This is a genomic window from Lysinibacillus sphaericus, from assembly GCF_005217585.1.
GTDB classification, from domain to species: domain Bacteria; phylum Bacillota; class Bacilli; order Bacillales_A; family Planococcaceae; genus Lysinibacillus; species Lysinibacillus sphaericus.
The window spans coordinates 42,052-59,822 of the sequence record NZ_SZPT01000002.1; the positions used below are offsets into that span (position 1 = coordinate 42,052).

21 protein-coding genes are annotated in these 17,771 nt (G+C 34.0%); 17 read left to right on the top strand and 4 right to left on the bottom strand.

Annotated features, from left to right (window positions below; all coding sequences use genetic code 11):
• Positions 1-76: 76 nt before the first annotated feature.
• From FC748_RS05885 to FC748_RS05895, 3 genes are all read left to right on the top strand, one after another.
• Positions 77-298: a YozE family protein gene (locus FC748_RS05885; RefSeq protein WP_024364124.1), complete on the top strand. Its 222-nt coding sequence runs from the start codon at positions 77-79 to the stop codon at positions 296-298.
• Between the two features lie 118 nt (positions 299-416).
• On the top strand, positions 417-1,124 hold the full coding sequence (gene deoD / locus FC748_RS05890; protein WP_024364125.1) for a purine-nucleoside phosphorylase: 708 nt from the start codon (positions 417-419) through the stop codon (positions 1,122-1,124).
• Positions 1,125-1,560: 436 nt separating this feature from the next.
• Positions 1,561-2,103 carry a hypothetical protein gene (locus FC748_RS05895; RefSeq protein WP_108030287.1) on the top strand — a complete coding sequence of 181 codons (543 nt, stop codon included), beginning with the start codon at positions 1,561-1,563 and terminating at the stop codon, positions 2,101-2,103.
• 874 nt (positions 2,104-2,977) lie between these two features.
• On the opposite strand, the gene FC748_RS05900 is transcribed toward FC748_RS05895, so the two are convergent.
• Positions 2,978-3,232: a hypothetical protein gene (locus FC748_RS05900; protein WP_025219591.1), complete on the bottom strand. Its 255-nt coding sequence runs from the start codon at positions 3,230-3,232 to the stop codon at positions 2,978-2,980.
• 488 nt (positions 3,233-3,720) lie between these two features.
• On the opposite strand from FC748_RS05900, the gene FC748_RS05910 reads away from it, so the two are divergent.
• From FC748_RS05910 to FC748_RS05920, 3 genes are all read left to right on the top strand, one after another.
• Complete coding sequence (locus FC748_RS05910) at positions 3,721-4,176, top strand: GNAT family N-acetyltransferase (protein WP_024364136.1); 456 nt, start codon at positions 3,721-3,723, stop codon at positions 4,174-4,176.
• A gap of 359 nt (positions 4,177-4,535) precedes the next feature.
• Complete coding sequence (locus tag FC748_RS05915; protein WP_024364137.1) at positions 4,536-5,309, top strand: hypothetical protein; 774 nt, start codon at positions 4,536-4,538, stop codon at positions 5,307-5,309.
• 297 nt (positions 5,310-5,606) lie between these two features.
• Positions 5,607-6,533 (top strand): DNA/RNA non-specific endonuclease, encoded by a 927-nt coding sequence (locus FC748_RS05920; protein WP_024364138.1) that lies wholly within the window; start codon positions 5,607-5,609, stop codon positions 6,531-6,533.
• Positions 6,534-6,892: 359 nt separating this feature from the next.
• On the opposite strand, the gene FC748_RS05925 is transcribed toward FC748_RS05920, so the two are convergent.
• Complete coding sequence (locus tag FC748_RS05925; RefSeq protein ID WP_137034889.1) at positions 6,893-7,834, bottom strand: hypothetical protein; 942 nt, start codon at positions 7,832-7,834, stop codon at positions 6,893-6,895.
• A 431-nt stretch (positions 7,835-8,265) separates the two neighbouring features.
• A complete protein-coding gene (locus tag FC748_RS05930; RefSeq protein WP_024364140.1) occupies positions 8,266-9,153 on the bottom strand; it encodes a multicopper oxidase family protein in 888 nt (295 codons plus the stop codon).
• Positions 9,154-9,429: 276 nt separating this feature from the next.
• Here FC748_RS05930 and FC748_RS05935 point away from each other — a divergent pair, with 276 nt between their 5' ends.
• From FC748_RS05935 to FC748_RS05985, 11 genes are all read left to right on the top strand, one after another.
• Complete coding sequence (locus tag FC748_RS05935; RefSeq protein WP_025219588.1) at positions 9,430-10,329, top strand: ABC transporter ATP-binding protein; 900 nt, start codon at positions 9,430-9,432, stop codon at positions 10,327-10,329.
• Positions 10,326-11,102: an ABC transporter permease gene (locus FC748_RS05940; protein ID WP_025219587.1), complete on the top strand. Its 777-nt coding sequence runs from the start codon at positions 10,326-10,328 to the stop codon at positions 11,100-11,102. Before FC748_RS05935 ends, FC748_RS05940 begins: the two co-directional genes overlap by 4 nt.
• A gap of 14 nt (positions 11,103-11,116) precedes the next feature.
• Positions 11,117-11,560: a DUF2975 domain-containing protein gene (locus tag FC748_RS05945; protein ID WP_024364143.1), complete on the top strand. Its 444-nt coding sequence runs from the start codon at positions 11,117-11,119 to the stop codon at positions 11,558-11,560.
• 10 nt (positions 11,561-11,570) lie between these two features.
• Positions 11,571-11,783, top strand: a complete 213-nt coding sequence (locus FC748_RS05950; RefSeq protein WP_024364144.1) for a helix-turn-helix domain-containing protein — start codon at positions 11,571-11,573, stop codon at positions 11,781-11,783.
• Between the two features lie 6 nt (positions 11,784-11,789).
• Positions 11,790-12,005, top strand: coding sequence for a DUF3955 domain-containing protein (locus FC748_RS05955; RefSeq protein ID WP_108030288.1), 216 nt, complete (start codon positions 11,790-11,792; stop codon positions 12,003-12,005).
• Positions 12,006-12,025: 20 nt separating this feature from the next.
• A complete protein-coding gene (locus FC748_RS05960) occupies positions 12,026-12,235 on the top strand; it encodes a DUF3955 domain-containing protein (RefSeq protein ID WP_024364146.1) in 210 nt (69 codons plus the stop codon).
• A gap of 253 nt (positions 12,236-12,488) precedes the next feature.
• Positions 12,489-13,460, top strand: a complete 972-nt coding sequence (locus tag FC748_RS05965) for an alpha/beta fold hydrolase (RefSeq protein WP_108030289.1) — start codon at positions 12,489-12,491, stop codon at positions 13,458-13,460.
• 19 nt (positions 13,461-13,479) lie between these two features.
• Positions 13,480-14,145: a response regulator transcription factor gene (locus tag FC748_RS05970; protein ID WP_420798346.1), complete on the top strand. Its 666-nt coding sequence runs from the start codon at positions 13,480-13,482 to the stop codon at positions 14,143-14,145.
• Positions 14,142-15,128, top strand: a complete 987-nt coding sequence (locus FC748_RS05975) for a sensor histidine kinase (RefSeq protein WP_108030290.1) — start codon at positions 14,142-14,144, stop codon at positions 15,126-15,128. The genes FC748_RS05970 and FC748_RS05975 overlap by 4 nt, the downstream gene beginning before the upstream one ends.
• Positions 15,129-15,438: 310 nt before the next feature.
• Complete coding sequence (locus FC748_RS22250) at positions 15,439-15,669, top strand: hypothetical protein (RefSeq protein WP_108030291.1); 231 nt, start codon at positions 15,439-15,441, stop codon at positions 15,667-15,669.
• A 298-nt stretch (positions 15,670-15,967) separates the two neighbouring features.
• Positions 15,968-17,035 (top strand): DUF4085 family protein, encoded by a 1,068-nt coding sequence (locus FC748_RS05985; RefSeq protein ID WP_167492640.1) that lies wholly within the window; start codon positions 15,968-15,970, stop codon positions 17,033-17,035.
• A gap of 312 nt (positions 17,036-17,347) precedes the next feature.
• Here FC748_RS05985 and FC748_RS05990 read toward each other — a convergent pair whose 3' ends face one another.
• Positions 17,348-17,770, bottom strand: coding sequence for a ferritin family protein (locus FC748_RS05990; protein WP_024364152.1), 423 nt, complete (start codon positions 17,768-17,770; stop codon positions 17,348-17,350).
• Position 17,771: the final 1 nt, after the last annotated feature.

Here is a 17,771-nt window from a genome sequence, read left to right on the forward strand (position 1 = left end):
ACATTTTATGACGAAATGTATTTTTTTTGATAAACTAGCGGAAAGTAAAAATGAAAAGGGGAGGCATTTTTCAATAATGAAAAAGAGCTTTTATTTATATGTATTAACATTCAGAGGGGGAGAGTGGTCAGATGCAAAAGTTCGATTTGCTGAAGAAGTTTTTCATGAACATAACTTTCCTAAACAAAGCATGGATTTTGATGAGTTATCTACATATATCGAAACGTTTGCAACAGAAAATTTAACAACTGAAGTGTTTGATGAGTTATGGGATTTATACAGTGAACAAGGACGATAATGATTCGCAATACTTTCATTATTCGTACTTTTATAGTTGCTAGACGTCTAGCATTGCGTAAATACGTGAAACAAAGTATTATTTATAGTGATAACTGACAGAAAAGAGGGATTGCAGTATGAGTATTCATATTAATGCAAAAAAAGGCGAAATCGCTGACACTATTTTACTTCCGGGAGACCCACTACGTGCAAAATACATTGCTGAAACGTTTTTAGAAGATGTTACATGCTATAACGAAGTCCGCAATATGTTTGGTTATACTGGTACGTATAAAGGTAAACGTATTTCTGTACAAGGTACTGGTATGGGCGTGCCTTCCATTTCCATTTATGTAACAGAATTAATGCAAGAATATGATGTACAAAAGTTAATTCGTGTAGGTACTTGTGGTGCAATTCAAAAAGATGTTAAAGTTCGTGATGTTATTTTAGCACAAGGAGCAACAACGGATTCACGTATGAATCAAATTATTTGGGGCAACAACATTGACTTTGCACCAATCGCTAATTTTGACTTATTATTAAAAGCTTACAATGCAGGTAAAGATGCAGGCTTAAGTCTGCAAGTAGGTAATATTTTCACAGCAGATCTATTTTACTCAGACGAGCACCAAAATGAAAAGCTAGCTAAATACGGTGTACTAGCTGTAGAAATGGAATCAGCAGCACTTTACACATTAGCAGCGAAATTTGGCCGCCAAGCACTTTCTATTTTAACAGTAAGTGACCACATTATTACTGGTGAAGTGACAACATCAGAAGAGCGCCAAACTACATTCAACGACATGATCGTTGTTGCGTTAGAGGCTGCTATTCAAGAGTAGTTGATATAGCAAGGTTTATAACAAGTTTAAAGTTATAAGAATAAGAGCAACCGACCTAAAACCGACCATTTTATAAAATGGAATCGAAGAAGTCGGTTGCTTTTTCTTTATCTTTCATGGTTAGGTGGCTATAGGTATTAACAGTCTCTTGAATATTAACATGTCCAAGTTGTTCTTGGATAAATTACTTTTAGGTAAAGAACAATTGGAACTAATTTATGAATGGGGATACATTTTTAGGATACTATCCCAAAAATAACAAAATGTTAAAGAATAAAACAGATTGAATAATCGAGATATGATGGTAATGTCAACATGCTCACAGAAAAGCGTACAAAACTTTCTTATAATAATAAGTGTGTTTCCTTGTCTATTAATATCTTAATTACTTTTATGGTACAGTAAAATTTAATATTCAAAAGAGGGAGACTGAACGATGACAGAAAAAATAATTGTTCGAAAAGTTAAAGAAGCACTATCAGGTATAGCTATTGGATATTTTGACATCGCCATAAATCGTAGTTTTGATGAATATTATAAATATTTTAATGTTGATGATAAAGAGACTCGAAAATATGCGATATTACTTTTTACATCTATGTTAGGTAACTGGTATAGTAAATCGTCTTTTGCTTTTAAACCACAGAAAGAGCGCTTAAAATATGATAATGGAATAGATACTGATTTTTACAATTTAGAGTCTTATTTATCTTCACTATTAGATTGTTATCAACATATTGAAAAAGACTTTCCTTATATGTATGAATATATTGTAGTATATTTAATCTTAATTGAAAAAGATAAAGGTATAAGCTATGAAGAATGGTTTCCTGAAATCAATTCAGATATTTTTAAAAAACTTCGGGAGAAGATTTTAATTCCTAACAGCAATTTGGCTCATGGTGGACATCCAATAAAATTTTTATTTAGAGAAGTTGGAATTGAACCATTTTTTTTAACAGATTTTTTTGAAGAATAATTTTTTTAGTAAGTCATATTTAAGTGTGGACAAGGAGCCGGGGAACATTTGGATTTAACAAACGATGCCGGTGGGGAAAGAACTCCATAAGATGGAGCTAAATCTGAAACAATCTATGAAATGGGAAGCTTTTTCGCTCGACAAACGATGCCTATACCTTTTCAAGATTTCGATTCTATAAGTAAACAAGAGCTATTAGAACTTTAAAAAGAACTTGCATTAACCTATCCTTTAAGAACAGGTTTTCTTTATTTTAGAATATCTCTGATGTTTTAGTTATTTTTTCATTATGAAGGTTTATAAATAAAAAAATAACAATCAAAAATCAGACGCATAACTATTCAGACTCAATGAAATAAATGGTCCCAAATGTAAGCTTGGTAACACTTAAAACAGTACTAGACACTGTGAGAAATTATTTTAAAGAAGGACTGCTCGTTCCACTTGTTCTGAATGGCTGTAACATCTAAATAGACTTTCCTTGAGATGTGCCTAAAGGAAGCTTGAGGAACCATATAATTACAATTTATGATACGTATAGTGATGTTTGTTTCACTTTTAAATCTAAACTTCGCCCTTACAATATATTGAAAATTTCGAGTTAAAATCAGACAATATGGATATTGATTATAGACATGTAGGTAAACAGCACCTTTTCTCATAGGTATACCCGGAATAATGGAAAAAGAAGTAGTCATTAAAGGGGGAAAGACGGTCTTATTAAGGTTATATGGCATGACGATAGCCAAGTAACTGCGTTATTTGTTCGTAAATGTATTCGGATAATTCAAGAGCAGAGGTGACTATTAAATAGTCCGCAAAAATTGGGGAAATTAAATCAAAAACCGACAGGGAAAATCTGCCGGATAAACAATTAATTTAAGTTATTTCCAAATCCATAATTTGCTTTAGGGCCAGAAGCTCCTTGGATGTAGTCTGCTTCCGCATTTTGGACTTGTTGTCGAACTTGTTTCGCATCAGTCTCAGTTCCGAATTCTACGTTGTTCGTTGTATTCATAAAATTTTGATTAAAAAAACGACCAGAAGCTTGATTTTTGTTAGCTTCAGCTTGCTGGATTTTTTGTCTAATTTGGTCAATAGTTTGGTTCTTGTTTCGATTTTTTGACATATTTTCACCTCCTCAAATTAGTTTGTTCAGAAGAGGTTTACTTATCCCTAGAAACTTTTATGTAAAGAAGGGAGGTCGTGACGGTCAACCAACGCCACAACCTAATAAGTGCGTGCGATACACTCAATAATAATTTGTTCAATTTAAGGTTATTTATACATTAAAAAAGCCACAGCGTTGTCACAAACAAGGGCAAATTAAAGTAACGAAAGAGTATTTACTTCAGTGGATTGAAAATTATTGAGAAGGGAATAGAGAGGTTGGAGTCCTTCATAGATTGTTAGAAGGGGATAGTATGCGTGCAATTGGGAAGCATGTGAGATTATCTAGTACGACAATTTATAGAGTAAGAAATATTTTGAGTCAGATTATGAAGTAGCCAATGTGCTATTTCTTTTCAATCGACCATTTCTAGATGGTTCAAAAGACTTTTACTTAAACTCCGGTTCTATTAGAATTAAAGTAGAAAAAGTTAAAGGGGGATAAATTTGATTAAAAAAATCGATATAACTAATCTTAAACTTGCTGAAGAAGTTTTAAACATTCAAATACCTTCATATAAAATAGAAGCAGAAATAATAGACTTTTATGATATACCGCCATTGAAGGATACAGTTTACACGTTACAACAATGTGGTGAGACTTTTTTTGGTTATTACGTAAAAGAAGAATTATGCGGCGTCATTTCTATAAAAATAGAGAATGGTATAATCGATATACATCGGTTAATGGTACATCCTAAACATTTCAAAAAAGGAATTGCCAAGATATTATTGGATTTTATTGAAAACGACAATGAAGGATTGGAAACAATAATAGTATCAACTGGATCCAAGAATACACCAGCAGTGACTTTCTATTTGAAAAATGGATTTTCAAAAACAGAGGAAATAAGTATAACAGAACGCCTTTCCTTAACTTCTTTTAAAAAAGATCTAATATAGTTTTATATAAGCAATTAAGTACTCTCCTGGAATAAGGAAAGTGCTTTTTTCATTAAAGAGCCAGGTTGTTTATTGGCAAGAGGATATCAAAAATAGCGAAATGAAGAAAAGTAGCACATGGTATAGTAAAGAAAAGTATCTAAGGAAGGATGTTTTACGAGCAATTTAGCAAGTCATTTTTTAAACAAAAACAAATAGCATAGGTATTTTAATAGGCTTGAATGATTATGGATAAAATAAGTTAGGTAAAAACACGCAACTTTTGTTGGGCTATTAACATCCATTGGTAGATATTAGATTACCGGTATACAATAATGAGATATTATGTTTGTTTGAAATAAAACAGTTAGGGGAGAATGATGAAAAAAATATTTATTTTGTTACTAGTAGCATGTGTATTTGTGATAGTAAATCCTACAAAATCAGAAGCAAAAGTGATGTATGATGGAGCAGAAGTTGTAAAAGGGCAAACAGGAAAAATGACCTTTAAAAAAGACATAAAAGTATATAAGAAAAATCCAAATGGTACGTTTGATTCTTTATTGGTTAAGCGAAATAACTTTTTTAAAACGTATGATATTGAAAAATATGATGGCAAAACATTTTATCAAATGGGGCAATATCGGGTACAAGCAACGGATTTGGTAGTTTTCAAAGAAGTACCGATCGATATACGTTCATCATTCTATAATAATCCAGCTTATGTCATGATTAATCATCAGGGTGTGAAAACGAATGGTATGGATACTTTCATTGAATATGGCACACTTTTTAGAGTTGGAAATCGAGAAGAGGTTTGTAGACCACAAGTATCATTAGTATCTATTGAGAATGGTAAATTCAATTACCATTATTGTATTGGAGACATTGAAGGTGGAGATGTAAGCAGTACAGGTATTCTCGATAGCACTGATATTCGAATTTTTGAAAAGAAAACAAGAAATAAAGGCTCGTATATATTAACAGAAGATACAGAACAATATAATGGTCCGATGATAACAAGATACTATGGTAAAGAGTTGAAGGGAACAGTCTTTTATTCACCAGGAATTGAGATCAATGGTTATTTGATGGTGGGAGATGTGAACTTTGGTTTTATTCCAGCCAATCTATTGAAGCCAGTTGAAGAATAGACTAGAAAAAAGACCACTCAATGGGAATTTACTCGAAAATAGGGATAGACAAAAAAGCATTTTCAATTGAAATTTGGGTGTAACTATCTTAATTTCAATTTGGAGGTGTTTTTTTCTAGGGAAAAAGAGTAAATTTTCCTTGAGTTAAAATAAAAACCATCGGGGTGCACTACTTTCTTAAATTGAAATTGTATCTACTGTAATAAAATGAATATTGTAATATGCTATTATAAATAGGTTAACAATGTTAATAGAGTTCTAGAATGTTCAGAAAAAACAATTGTAAGGAGTCCCATAATGAAAAAGAGAATAAACTATTTAATCTTACTTGTAACTGCCATTTTTATTGTTGGTTGTACGAACGTAGAAGATGCATCCGTTACAGTGAAAGAAACAGATTCACAAGAATTAACAACAACTACGGTAACAGAAAAAACAGCATCAGAAAATACAGCAACTCAAACAAAAGATGAACTGTTCAAAGGGTACAAACTGATTGAAGTGGATGGTGGCGATTTGTCAGGACATCGCGAACCTAACGTCGTCGTTGACATTGGCTTTGGGGACCGCCATTACTATGCATTTACGAATGAGGCAGGGCAATTGGTTCGTGTCATTGCTGACGAAATCGTTCTACAAGATGACCGTACCGAACCCGTAACATCAGCTGGCAGATACTACGCGGATGAAGCAAAAGTTCCTGGTGTAGAAAGAGCAGATTTAGATGAAGGACATATTATTGCAGATTCCCTTGGTGGGGTATCAAACGCTTATAATATTACGCCACAAAATAGCACCCTTAATCGACATGGTGATCAAGCATATATGGAAGACGCTATTCGTAAAGCTGGTGGAGCTACTAATTTTGAAGCTATTATTACATATCCTAATAAGGAAACGCAGATTCCTTCTCATTACAAGTACACTTACACTTTAAAAGGGAATAAAATTGTAGATGAGTTTGCTAACGGTAACCCTGATGAAATAAATAAATCTCTCGGATTAACTGAAAGTAAATCAACTAAATCTACTAACTCAACAAGTTCGAATAAGTCCAATGCTTCGAGTGGCACTGAAGATATTTCGAGTGTTGATACAGATGGAAATGGACAAGTGACGATTAAAGAAGCAAAAGCAGCAGGTTATAGCATGCCAATAACTCGTGAACACTGGTTGTACAAATATATGCAAGACCGTGATAACGACGGTTTGGTAGGTGAATAAGCTTCTTGAACTTGAGGATAAAAAACATGCTTGTCCTTGGACGATTTATAAAAATAGTGCTCAATAATGAGCGCTAATCAGGCTATAGACAAACTCAATGATTTTTGAGTTTGTCTAGCTGAATGTTGAAGTTGTCAAAGCGACTATGTAGGTAGTGTATGAATAGATTGAAGATGTCTGGTTCTAAAATACCTCTGTATTTTTTTAGGAACCAGACATCTTGTATTTTATATTGATTTACTTTCAGTATTAGTGTTTTCCAAAAATTGAAATATAAAAGGGTTCACTGTAACCTATTTAAATGATGTTTTTAATATCATTTTTAACAAGGTTTCTAAACGTTTTAATAGTAAATATGGTTAAGATTCTTCTCTTATTAGTAGAGCAGAGAAGGAAACCGGTAAATCGACATATACCTTTCCAACATCTGTGATTTCATAAGGTCTATAAATAAAACCACTTCTATCAACAAAAGGCAGATCAATCCCTTGACTATATACTTCGCCAGTACTAGAAGAAGAGCGACATGTGCATTTACGGTTACATGAACAGTTATTCGCACAACATCCAGGTGATTGAACTTGCAAATCTATAATGCTAATTTCAATCCCACCTCTAAGCAGCGTCCTTACTTGTAACTCAGGTTTGAACCTAACTCTATAAAAGCCTGGTTGACAATCATTTTTTTCTACTGTAAACGCATACTCTTGACTACATTCAAGTGTTGTTCCATCCAAAATAGCCCCTTCACTGCTGATTATTCCTGAAATAACATCTGTAACACCTTCTCCTGTCCCGAATCCAGGCCTACCTACTTGTACGTTTACTGGATCAGGTATTATTTCTAAAGTAGGTTCTTGATCAGGAGAGACGATGGAAAAAGGTTTAGTGAAAATAACTCTGTATGTCCCCGTATTTGGAGCGTGAGAGACAGTGAAACCGACTGATCCTGAGGGAATAGTTCCATCTCTTCTGACTATTCCAGAAATTGTACGAGGGTGCGGAAGTATCCCGTCAGAGTTGAAATCAATCCCAAAGACACTAAATGATACAGCACGTTCTATACTTTTTCCGCCTTGGCTAAGGACATAGGTAAAACCAGACGTATTAAATCCGAAAATATTTATTTCTATAGGACCTCCTCCGCCCACATTTCCGCAACATGAACATTGACAAGGCTGGCATTGGTGACAGCATTTTTTTGAACAACGGTTAGAGCAGTTAGAATGATTCTGACAATTGCAATGTTTAAGCGAGTTGTTAAAATTTTGATTGCCATTATCTTTGTTTAAATATCCCATTTTTTTACCTCCCTTCATATCAGATTCACCTGGTAAGTTAAGTTTATTTGCCAGGATACTATAGGATATGAAATAAGAAGAGTAACGTGTAGTTAGTAGTCTATTATTTGTTTAATTAGTTAGTAATGGTAGTTTTGTCTATATGCTAATCACCTGAAACAATTGAAAAATCAAAGCTAGTAAACGTTCAACTTAGTAGTTGGAGGATGTATAACTATAGAAAGACAGAAGATTGTAAAATAAATCTAAGATGAAATTTAAAGCATTTGCGGCATTTGGTTGAAAAATGGTGGGGCGAGGAGCGACAAAAGCTCGTGGACGACTTGCTGGGCGCCACGAGAAGGGGGGATTAGAAAATATTGAGATGATGAAGGCTTTAATTGAAAGAGGGATATCATTAAAAAAATGGGCTTGTCTATAAATGTTTTTTACTATTTGTATACTAAGGTAGTGAACATCCCACCTGTTCCATCCGTAAAGTTATTAGAAACATGATGTGCGATATGGCAGTGAAATGGCCATATACCTGGATTATTGGCTTTAAATATCACATCCCAAGTTTCACCAGTAGCTACTAAAATAGTGTTTTTAAATATTCTATTATTAACTATAGAGTTACCATCAGATTTTTCGATTAAAAATTGATGGCCATGAATATGCATAGGATGATGATTAATCTGTATGGCTCCTAACCTTAAACGAACAATATCACCATATTCTATTGCCATAGGTGTGGTAGATGGAAAACTCTTTCCGTTAATCGTAAACATGTTAAATTCCATCGCAAATGGATTAAGATGATATTGACCAGTTTTGACTTTTTCCCCCTTTTGCAATCCACTAAGACTCCACTCCTGCATAAGTAATAGATAGTCCTTATTCACATTTATTTCATGTGGATCCAGAATAACGAACCCCCCTAGTAATCCCAGCATATCTTGCTTTGCAACATTCACATGAGAATGATACATATGGGTTCCAGGAGGGTTATTTATGTGAAAGTGATAATCAAAATAATGCCCTGGTTCAATTCTAGGAGAAGGTTCTACCTCTGGGACACCATCCATGACGTTAGGAACGTTCAGCCCGTGCCAATGAATACTGGTAGCTTCAGGGAGTTGGTTTATTACTCTTATACTGATATAGTCCCCTGGATAAACTTGAATGGTCGGTCCTGGAATACTACCGTTGTATCCCCAACCTTTAATAAAAACACCCGGCAGTATTTCTTGATTTACAGGTTCTGCCACTAATTCGAAATATTTAATACCATTTTTCATCGTATATTCTAGAGTAGAAATATCCGGTGTTATGACCATAAAAACACCTCTTTAAATTTTTGATTTGTAAACAATAAAGAACGCTACATTATATTCAAAAATATATTGATTTAATACAACCTGTTACTCCTAAAAATACGGTAGTCAAATTTAAAGAAAAATGAAACCATTCTTTGATTTCAACAAATAAATATAATTTTACGTCACATTACTTTGTTGTAATGAAATATAAATTTATTGATTTACGATATATTTTTGTTGCAATGTAATTTGTTTTATATTACGATAAAAAACATCAAAAGGAGTGGTTGACAGATGGGGAAAACCGTATTGAAATTAACCGACGTGCAAAAAAGCATCGGCGATAAAAAAATTGTCCATGGCTTAACTTTCGAGGTAAAAGAGGGCGAGATTTATGGCTTTTTAGGACCGAATGGCAGTGGAAAAACAACGACAATCAGAATGATTACAGGGCTAATTAGTATGACGCGAGGAGATATTCAAATTTGTGGCCATAGCATTGCTACAGAGCGAGAAAAAGCGCTCATGAATATTGGTGCAATTGTAGAGAACCCTGAATTATATGGATATATGACAGGTAGACAAAACCTAATGCACTTTGCCAATATGGCGAATCATAAAGTTTCGAAGGCGCGCATTGATGAAATAGTTCAGCTCGTAGATTTAGGAGAATCTATACACGCGCTTGTGAAAAACTACTCGCTTGGTATGAAGCAGCGCTTAGGGATTGCACAAGCCTTGTTACATCAACCAAAAGTTTTAATTTTAGATGAGCCAACAAATGGCTTAGATCCTGCCGGTATTCGCAAAATTCGGGAGTATTTACGCGAGCTTGCACAGAAGGAAAAAATAGCGGTCATTGTATCAAGCCACCTATTAAGTGAGATTGAGCTAATGTGTGACCGTGTGCTCATTATTAATAAGGGCACCTTTATTAAAGAGCACAATTTACATGAAAAACAGGCGGGCGAGCATCGTGTGCAGATTAAAACGACACAAACAGAGGGCATTGATGAGCTAATAGACTGCCGCATTATAAGTGACACATCATTTGAGGTAACAGCAGATGAAGTAGAGGTTGCCGCCATTATTGCAAAGCTCGTGTCACACAATATTGCGATTTATGAGGTTATTCCCAAGCAAAAAACACTCGAAGATGAATTTTTAGAAATTACCAAGGGGGCAACTTCATGATTAATTTAATCAAAAATGAGTTAATGAAAATTTTCGTAAAAAAGAATGTGAGCGTGTTTTTAACGGTACTTCTTACGTTGCAAGTAGCGACTGCCTTTATTATTAAAAATTGGCTACCACCAGCGGAGAGGTTTTCAAGCTATGTAACATTTTCTCATTTCAACTTTACGATTACAGCGATGTTTGTCACGATATTTAGCATTTCGTTAATGGTAAAGTCGATTGCTGATGAGTTTCAGCAAGGTACGATTAAGCAATTATTAATTCGTCCAAAGACGCGGGTAGCTATTTTGCTATCCAAGTATTTTGCAATCCTGATTACCGTTGTTCTGTTTATTGTCACGGCACTACTGGTTTCGATGCTTGTAGGAGGCTTACGTTTCGGTTGGATGGCAGATGATTTTACACTTGCCATACTGCTTAAAATTATCATGTACGAGTTAGTGCCCATCGTCTTCTATATTACGTTAGCACTTATGCTTGCGAGTTTGTTTACCACAACAATACTACCTGTAACAATTACAATGCTTATATTTTTATTGCAGGGTAATATCGTTAACATTATGACAATTGTGTTGAAGAAATATTCGGATGTTGTTGTGTTTAAGCATTTAAGTTTAAGAGATTTGGATGCTAACCCGCTAATTGGAAACGGAACGAATATGCTATCAGAGCACTTAACGTTAACAACGTCCTTTCTTTATGTAGTTATACATCTGCTTGTCATGTTAGTCATAGCAAGTGTGGTGTTTAAAAAGCGCGACATACTGTAAAAGGAGTTGGCAATATGAAGAAGTTAGCAATGTGGTTAAAGTTTCTGATTATAATGGTTGCATTTTCGGGTATATTATTTTGTTTCTTAGTTGTGCCCCAAATGGCAATTAAAATTGAAGGTATGCCGATTATGCTATTTATGTGGGTAACTGCCATCCCTTTTTATCTAGCGTTATTGTTTGCTTGGAAAATTTGCTCAGGAATTACTAAAAAGCTCTTTAGTGAACAGTATGTTAAACATTTTACATACATGAGTTATTTAGCAATGAGTGAGATTGTGCTGTATGCAATTGGCATTGTTTACATCATTATTAGTGAGCAAGCTACGACAATTATCTTCTCATTTTGTTTATTATTTTTTGGAATGGCAGTAACATTAACCGTATTTTTACGTGTATTAGCGAATGTATTTCAACAGGCGATACAGCTAGAGGAAGAAGCGAAATTAACGATTTGAGGTGGGAGTTATAGCAATCATCGTCAATCTCGATGTCATGTTAGCAAAACGAAAAATGTCGGTGACAGCATTATCAGAAGCACTTGACATTACGATGGCTAATGTGTCGATTTTAAAAACGGGAAAAGCAAAAGCAGTAAAATTTTCAACGTTAAATAAAATTTGTGAAGTGTTAGATTGTCAGCCTGGTGATCTTTTAGCTTATGAAAAAGGGGAGGAATGATGTCATATGAAAAAAATAATCGTCGCATCTGTTCCACTAATACTAGGCGTAATATTGATGATTGCGTCAGCGTTCGCACCTTCCAGTGTACAGGAAGATGGCATGCTGTATGAGCCGTACTTCTTCTTAGTGCCAGTAAGTGTGCTATTCATCATTATCGGTGTCATTGCATTGATGATTATGGCTATTACAACGATTAAGAAAAACATAAAAAACCGATAAAAGTAGAGGAGAAAGTATTTATGAAAAAAATGATTTTTGCTGTTGTACCCCTTGTGTTAGGGATTATATTATTAATCGCATCAAAGTTTGCGCCTGTCACAGTACAGGAAAATGGCATGATAGACGAGCCATACTTCTTCTTAACGCCAGTAGGTGCGTTGCTGATTTTCGTGGGTGTCGTGGCATTAATTATTACGATTATTTCAAACGCTAAAAAAGCATCACAATAAAATAAATGCTAATAGACAAGCTGATATTTCATCATGCTTGTCTATTTTTTATTCACACATAAGCTAAGTTTGTTTAACTATATAGTTTATTAGTAAAGTCACGAAGCGTTCATTTAAAAACATTCGTGACTTTTTGATGTGTGCCCAAATTTAGTTTATTGACTGTTTAAATTCAAAAAATCATCAAAAGTTTATAAGAATTATATTTTTTTACTTTAACCTTGTATCTATAATTGAAAGGGGCAACTAGAAAATGAAAAAAATTATGAAGTGGTTTTCAGTAGGTTTCTGTATGTTATTGCTTGTGCTTAGCGTCTCTGTCTTTAGCTTCCATAAGTTCAAAGAAAATAAAGAAAGTTTGTTATTAGAGAATAATACGGGCAAACTAATCGATTTTAACGGAAAGAAGATGAATGTTTATTCTGAAGGTCAGGACAATGATACATTTGTATTTATGGCTGGCTCAGCAGTAGCAGCACCGATGTATGAATTAAAAAGCTTGTATCGTCATTTTTCAAAAGAAGATAAAATTGCCGTTGTGGAAAGAGCGGGATATGGGTATAGTGATGTATTTAACGACAATCGGGATATAGATGTAATACTAGAACAAACGAGGGAGGCACTAATGAAAAGTGGGAATAAGCCCCCTTATATTTTAGTACCACACTCTATTTCAGGAATCGAAGCCATCTATTGGGCGCAGAAATATCCGAAAGAAGTAAAAGCCATTGTGGCGTTAGATATTGGTTTACCATCTCAATATATAAAACATCCCGTAGGTTTCGCAGAAAAGACTTTTATGAAAATAGGGAATGCTTTAAGTGAATTAGGATTCCAAAGAGTGTTTCCGAATTTAGCATATAACGATGCCGTCTTAGAGAAAGATTTTCTGACTTCAAAAGAAAAAGAAATATTTAAGGCGATTTCAAATAAACAGGGCATCAACAACGATATCGAACAAGAAATGCTTCATGTCGTAAATAATAGTAAAAAGTCTACCGCATTACCTATTCCCAAAACAACCCCAATTTTATTTATTGATGCTTACCTTGATAAAAATTCTAAAGCTGCTAAAGCATCACTAAAAGACTATCAGGATTTTGCAAAGCAGTTAGACGTTTCAACTGTAATTCAAATAAAAAGCAAGCACAGTATTTACTTGTACCATTCTACTGAAATCTATGAAGAAACCCAAAAATTCTTGCAGGAGATGGTTGAACAATAGTGAGGAAAGGACGAAAATGTTGTTTACAATTTTACTGGTAGAAGATGATAAAATGATTGGAAGTTTATTAGAGAATATATTACAAAAAGAAGGGTATAACGTAATCTGGTTAGAAAATGGAGCTTCATTATATACCGTTATTAAGCAAGTCGACATTGTCATTATGGATATTATGCTACCGGGGGAGGATGGGTATCAAATTTCCATGCGAATTAATCAGCTAGGGCATAATATCCCTATCATATTTTTAACTGCTAGAAGTGATATTGAGAGTAAATTAAGAGGGCTTGAAATTGGCGAAGATTATATGGTAAAGCCATTTGATCCGAGGGAATTATTAATACGAATAAAAAATAAATTAGTTGCTACTTACGGTATTCACAAACAAATACAACATTTATCAATTGATGTTACGCATATGCGTGTTGTTAATCATCAACATCATAAAGAAGTCGAATTGACAGCGATTGAAAAGAAAATATTCTTTTATCTCTACGAAAACGCAAATTTTATTTTATCTAAAGAACAATTCATGGAATACCTTTGGCCGCTAGAGGATCGCAATTTAAATTTAATTAACGTATATATCAAAAAGTTACGCAGCAAAATTGACGATCGAGATGGTGTTATTATTCAAAATGTATATGGAGAAGGGTATCGTATGAACACTCATATGAAACAATGAAACTAAAAAAGAAATATCAACTATTGCTATTGACGGTTATAGGCAGTGTTCCACTTTCTGTTGTCGTGATTAGTGTTATCGTAACGATCATTTACAATCATTTTTCAAATGATGCACAAACCCAGTTTTATGAGTCAAAAGCTTACCCAATTATGCTAGGATTATTTATCGTCAGTTTCTTTGCTTTGGCTATTCTATTCTCTAAATCTATTAATACATTGATTAAACGGATCAATGTATTAAACAAAACAATTATGGAGTTGGCAAGTGACGACAAGAAGAGGCTTCAAAAGATTCCTTACGCTAGAAATGATGAATTAGGTGATTTAACCAATGCAGTAAACCTCCTTATTGACCGGACGATATCAAAGGAAATTGAAATACAGCAACAGGAGCGAATGAAACAAGAACTTTTAACTCAGTTGCGCCATGATATTAATACGCCTTTAACAGCGATGCGCTTACAACTGTACACAATCGAACATGATTTTTCACAACATCAGGATATTTTCAATTCTTTAAACGAACAAATAAACTATATTTCAAAGTTATCCAATGAATATGACTTTGAACGCTTATCTCGTGTTGATAATTCGTATGTAATCATGGAAAAAGTAGATGTTCTAAAACTTCTAAATACAATTATTTTAAAGTGGAATTTTTTATTTAAAGTCAACCAAATCTCTATTGTGTTAAACAATTGCGCAACTAACTGCCAATGGCGCAGTAATGAAATTTGGTTGCACCGATTATTTGATAATATCTTCCAAAATATAGTGCGTCATGCAGCGTGTGATACATTGGAAATCACTTTGCAAACAAACGCAATTAACTTTAAGGATAATGGGATTGGGTTTAATGTGGAGGAAAAGGGTACTGGTTTACGTATCATCGAAGATATTTGTCGAGTACTTGAACTACAGAGTACAATCCAATCCAATGAAAACGGTACTCAAGTGACCATATGCTATGCGCAATATTAATACTTTCAGTAAAGGCAACGGTTCGAAATTAAAAGCTGGTCAAAATCGTATTAAAACAGCTTATTACGTTCAACATGTATAACTGCTGTCACCCATATACAACAATCGGAAGCTATTCATACAAGAATTGTGCCTTCTTTTGCTAAAGGTCATATTATAGAAAAATAATTTATTAAGCTTCTTTTGACCTAAACGACGCTTTAAGAATTTTAGATTGCAACAGTAACGCACTTGCATTAACACAAGGTTGCTTATTATCTTTGTTTACGCTACATTGCAGTGAAATCCATTTATATAAAGGGGTGTAAAGGTGGACCTATTACTCTGGATAACGATTGCTTTCATCATAATTGGAATTGTTGTTCTCACTTCTATGAAAAAAGAAATGGAAAGTAAGGTCGAGTATATAAAAGCAAATATGGACGACGAAGAAAATTCATCAAAAGCTAAATCTGTAATTTGGTGGATATGGAGCACTGCTGCTTGGGGGATAGTGAGTATATTTCTTATTGTTTGGTGTTTTCATAATCGCTTCGGATAATTGTTGGCTTCAAATGTGCTAAAAAACAGGTACTTATGTAAACACGGAATAAGTATTACTGAAATGTCTATTTTTGAATAATATCGTACCTAATATTTATTATCTGTATCGAAATGAAGGTCAATCTGCCACAATCGGACACGATTCTGTAATTAAAAAAGGAACTATTCTTGTAGTTTTTCAACGCTATCTATTCAGGATAAATTAATAAGAGAGATATAAAGTTTAAGTCCTATAAAGCTAGTCTATTATAGTTATTCATAATTTTTCACTATACAATTAATTAAGGAGTGGAATGATGTTTTTCTTAACACGTGAACGACAGGAAGTATTCAACGCAGCACAGACATATCCATTTGAGGAAGAGATCGATGCTAAATTTGAAAATCATTTGTATGAGCATTTAAGCGAGTATGTAGGGATCTTACCAAAAAAGTTTCAGCAGGAAATTATTGAACGAACTTTATTTCGAAAGGATACGCTAATGGAAGAATTTGAAGAATGGTGCAATGTGACAATTGAGCAGTTCACAGCTAAGAGCCATGCTATTTATGAAAAGCGTGAAGCACTTGTTGAACATTTTAATCCGTCCGCACAAACCGTTTTTTCACAGTCATTTCATGATGGTAAAATTTTGAATGCTGAGCAACAAGGAACTAAATTTACACTTCTCCTAGATATGAGTGGCGGGTTTACAGTCGAATCAATTGTACAGTTAGAGTTTCAACATGCACAAACAGAAGGTCAACTTGAAGGATATTACGTATATGACGAATTAATAAAACAAGAGGATAGATTTGCATTACGAGTGTTATCTAGTTTTGGTAGCCCTTATGCTGAATGGACAATTTTCTTTAAAGATGTGACAGCAAACTACTTGTATCGTCCTGCAGTTTATATTGAACCAGGAGAAATTGCTACATGGGATGATTATGTGCTGGCGCTAAATGCAGATGACAAATACTATATTGTAAAAGATATGCACTTTGTAGAAATTGATTTAGCTAATCTTTCGCAAAAAGATAATGCGATTTATGCTGAAGGGGTATTACTAGGGCATACCTTTGAGGAAGCAAGAGAGCGAATTTATTGTGCTACTTACGAAAATCCGTATGCTCATTTTAGTGAGCCTATTCCGACTGATGAGTTGTCATTGGCTATGTTTGATTTAGACCAAAATATACGCGTTCGTGCTTTCAACACAATTTATGCACTAGGAGAGGATGCTGCAAATATCGTTAATGATACGCTACGTAAAGTCGATGTAAATACAGATGAAAATATGTATTTTGGTATTATAGCAAGTCATTTCGATCAACTCGGTTGTTTAGAGGATGATGTAAAACTGAAATGGCTTAAGGAATAACAAGAGTAAAGTTTATGGAACGATGGCGTAATCATCTAATTTATAGGCTATATATAAACCACCTTAAAGTTGTTTCAACATATTATCAATATGTATTATAGGGAAATACCCTAGGATGATTTAAGAGATTTGTTAAAAGCGGATTGTTTTATGAAGTTTATAAAAAGATATAAATCACAGTGTGCAAAATATATGAAGACATAATACCAGCGTAGCAACATCTAGTACGGTAAGAGGTTCGGGTCAAAATGATATTGATCGTAAAAGGAGATTTATAAATAAAAAACCGACTTATAGTCGGTAAGAGCATTGTCAATATTGGTTTATAAAGAATAAAAACCAAACTGCGTGATTTTGTTCGTCTGAAGCATTTGAACTAAATTGGTTGCTAATATAAGGTATTGTATATTGTCGAGCCACACGATGATAAAATTCGACCGCTTCTTGTTCGTCTTTAAATGCAGTTAAAATTCCGCTTTTAAAATTTAATGGCAATGGCTCTGTTATTTGTGGAGAAGGGTGCTGACCAGTAAGGGAGGTATACATATAAGCAAAACCTTGGTAATGTCGCATTTCATCTTTTCTTATCTCTAGAATACGTTTTTTAACATCCTCATTTGGAGCAAGCTGAGCCAAGTGCTCATAAAATCGTATAGCATTATATTCGCCATTAATGGCTTTAACAAGATCGACAAGAAATTGATTATTTGAAGTTGGTTGTACGCCGTATTGCAAT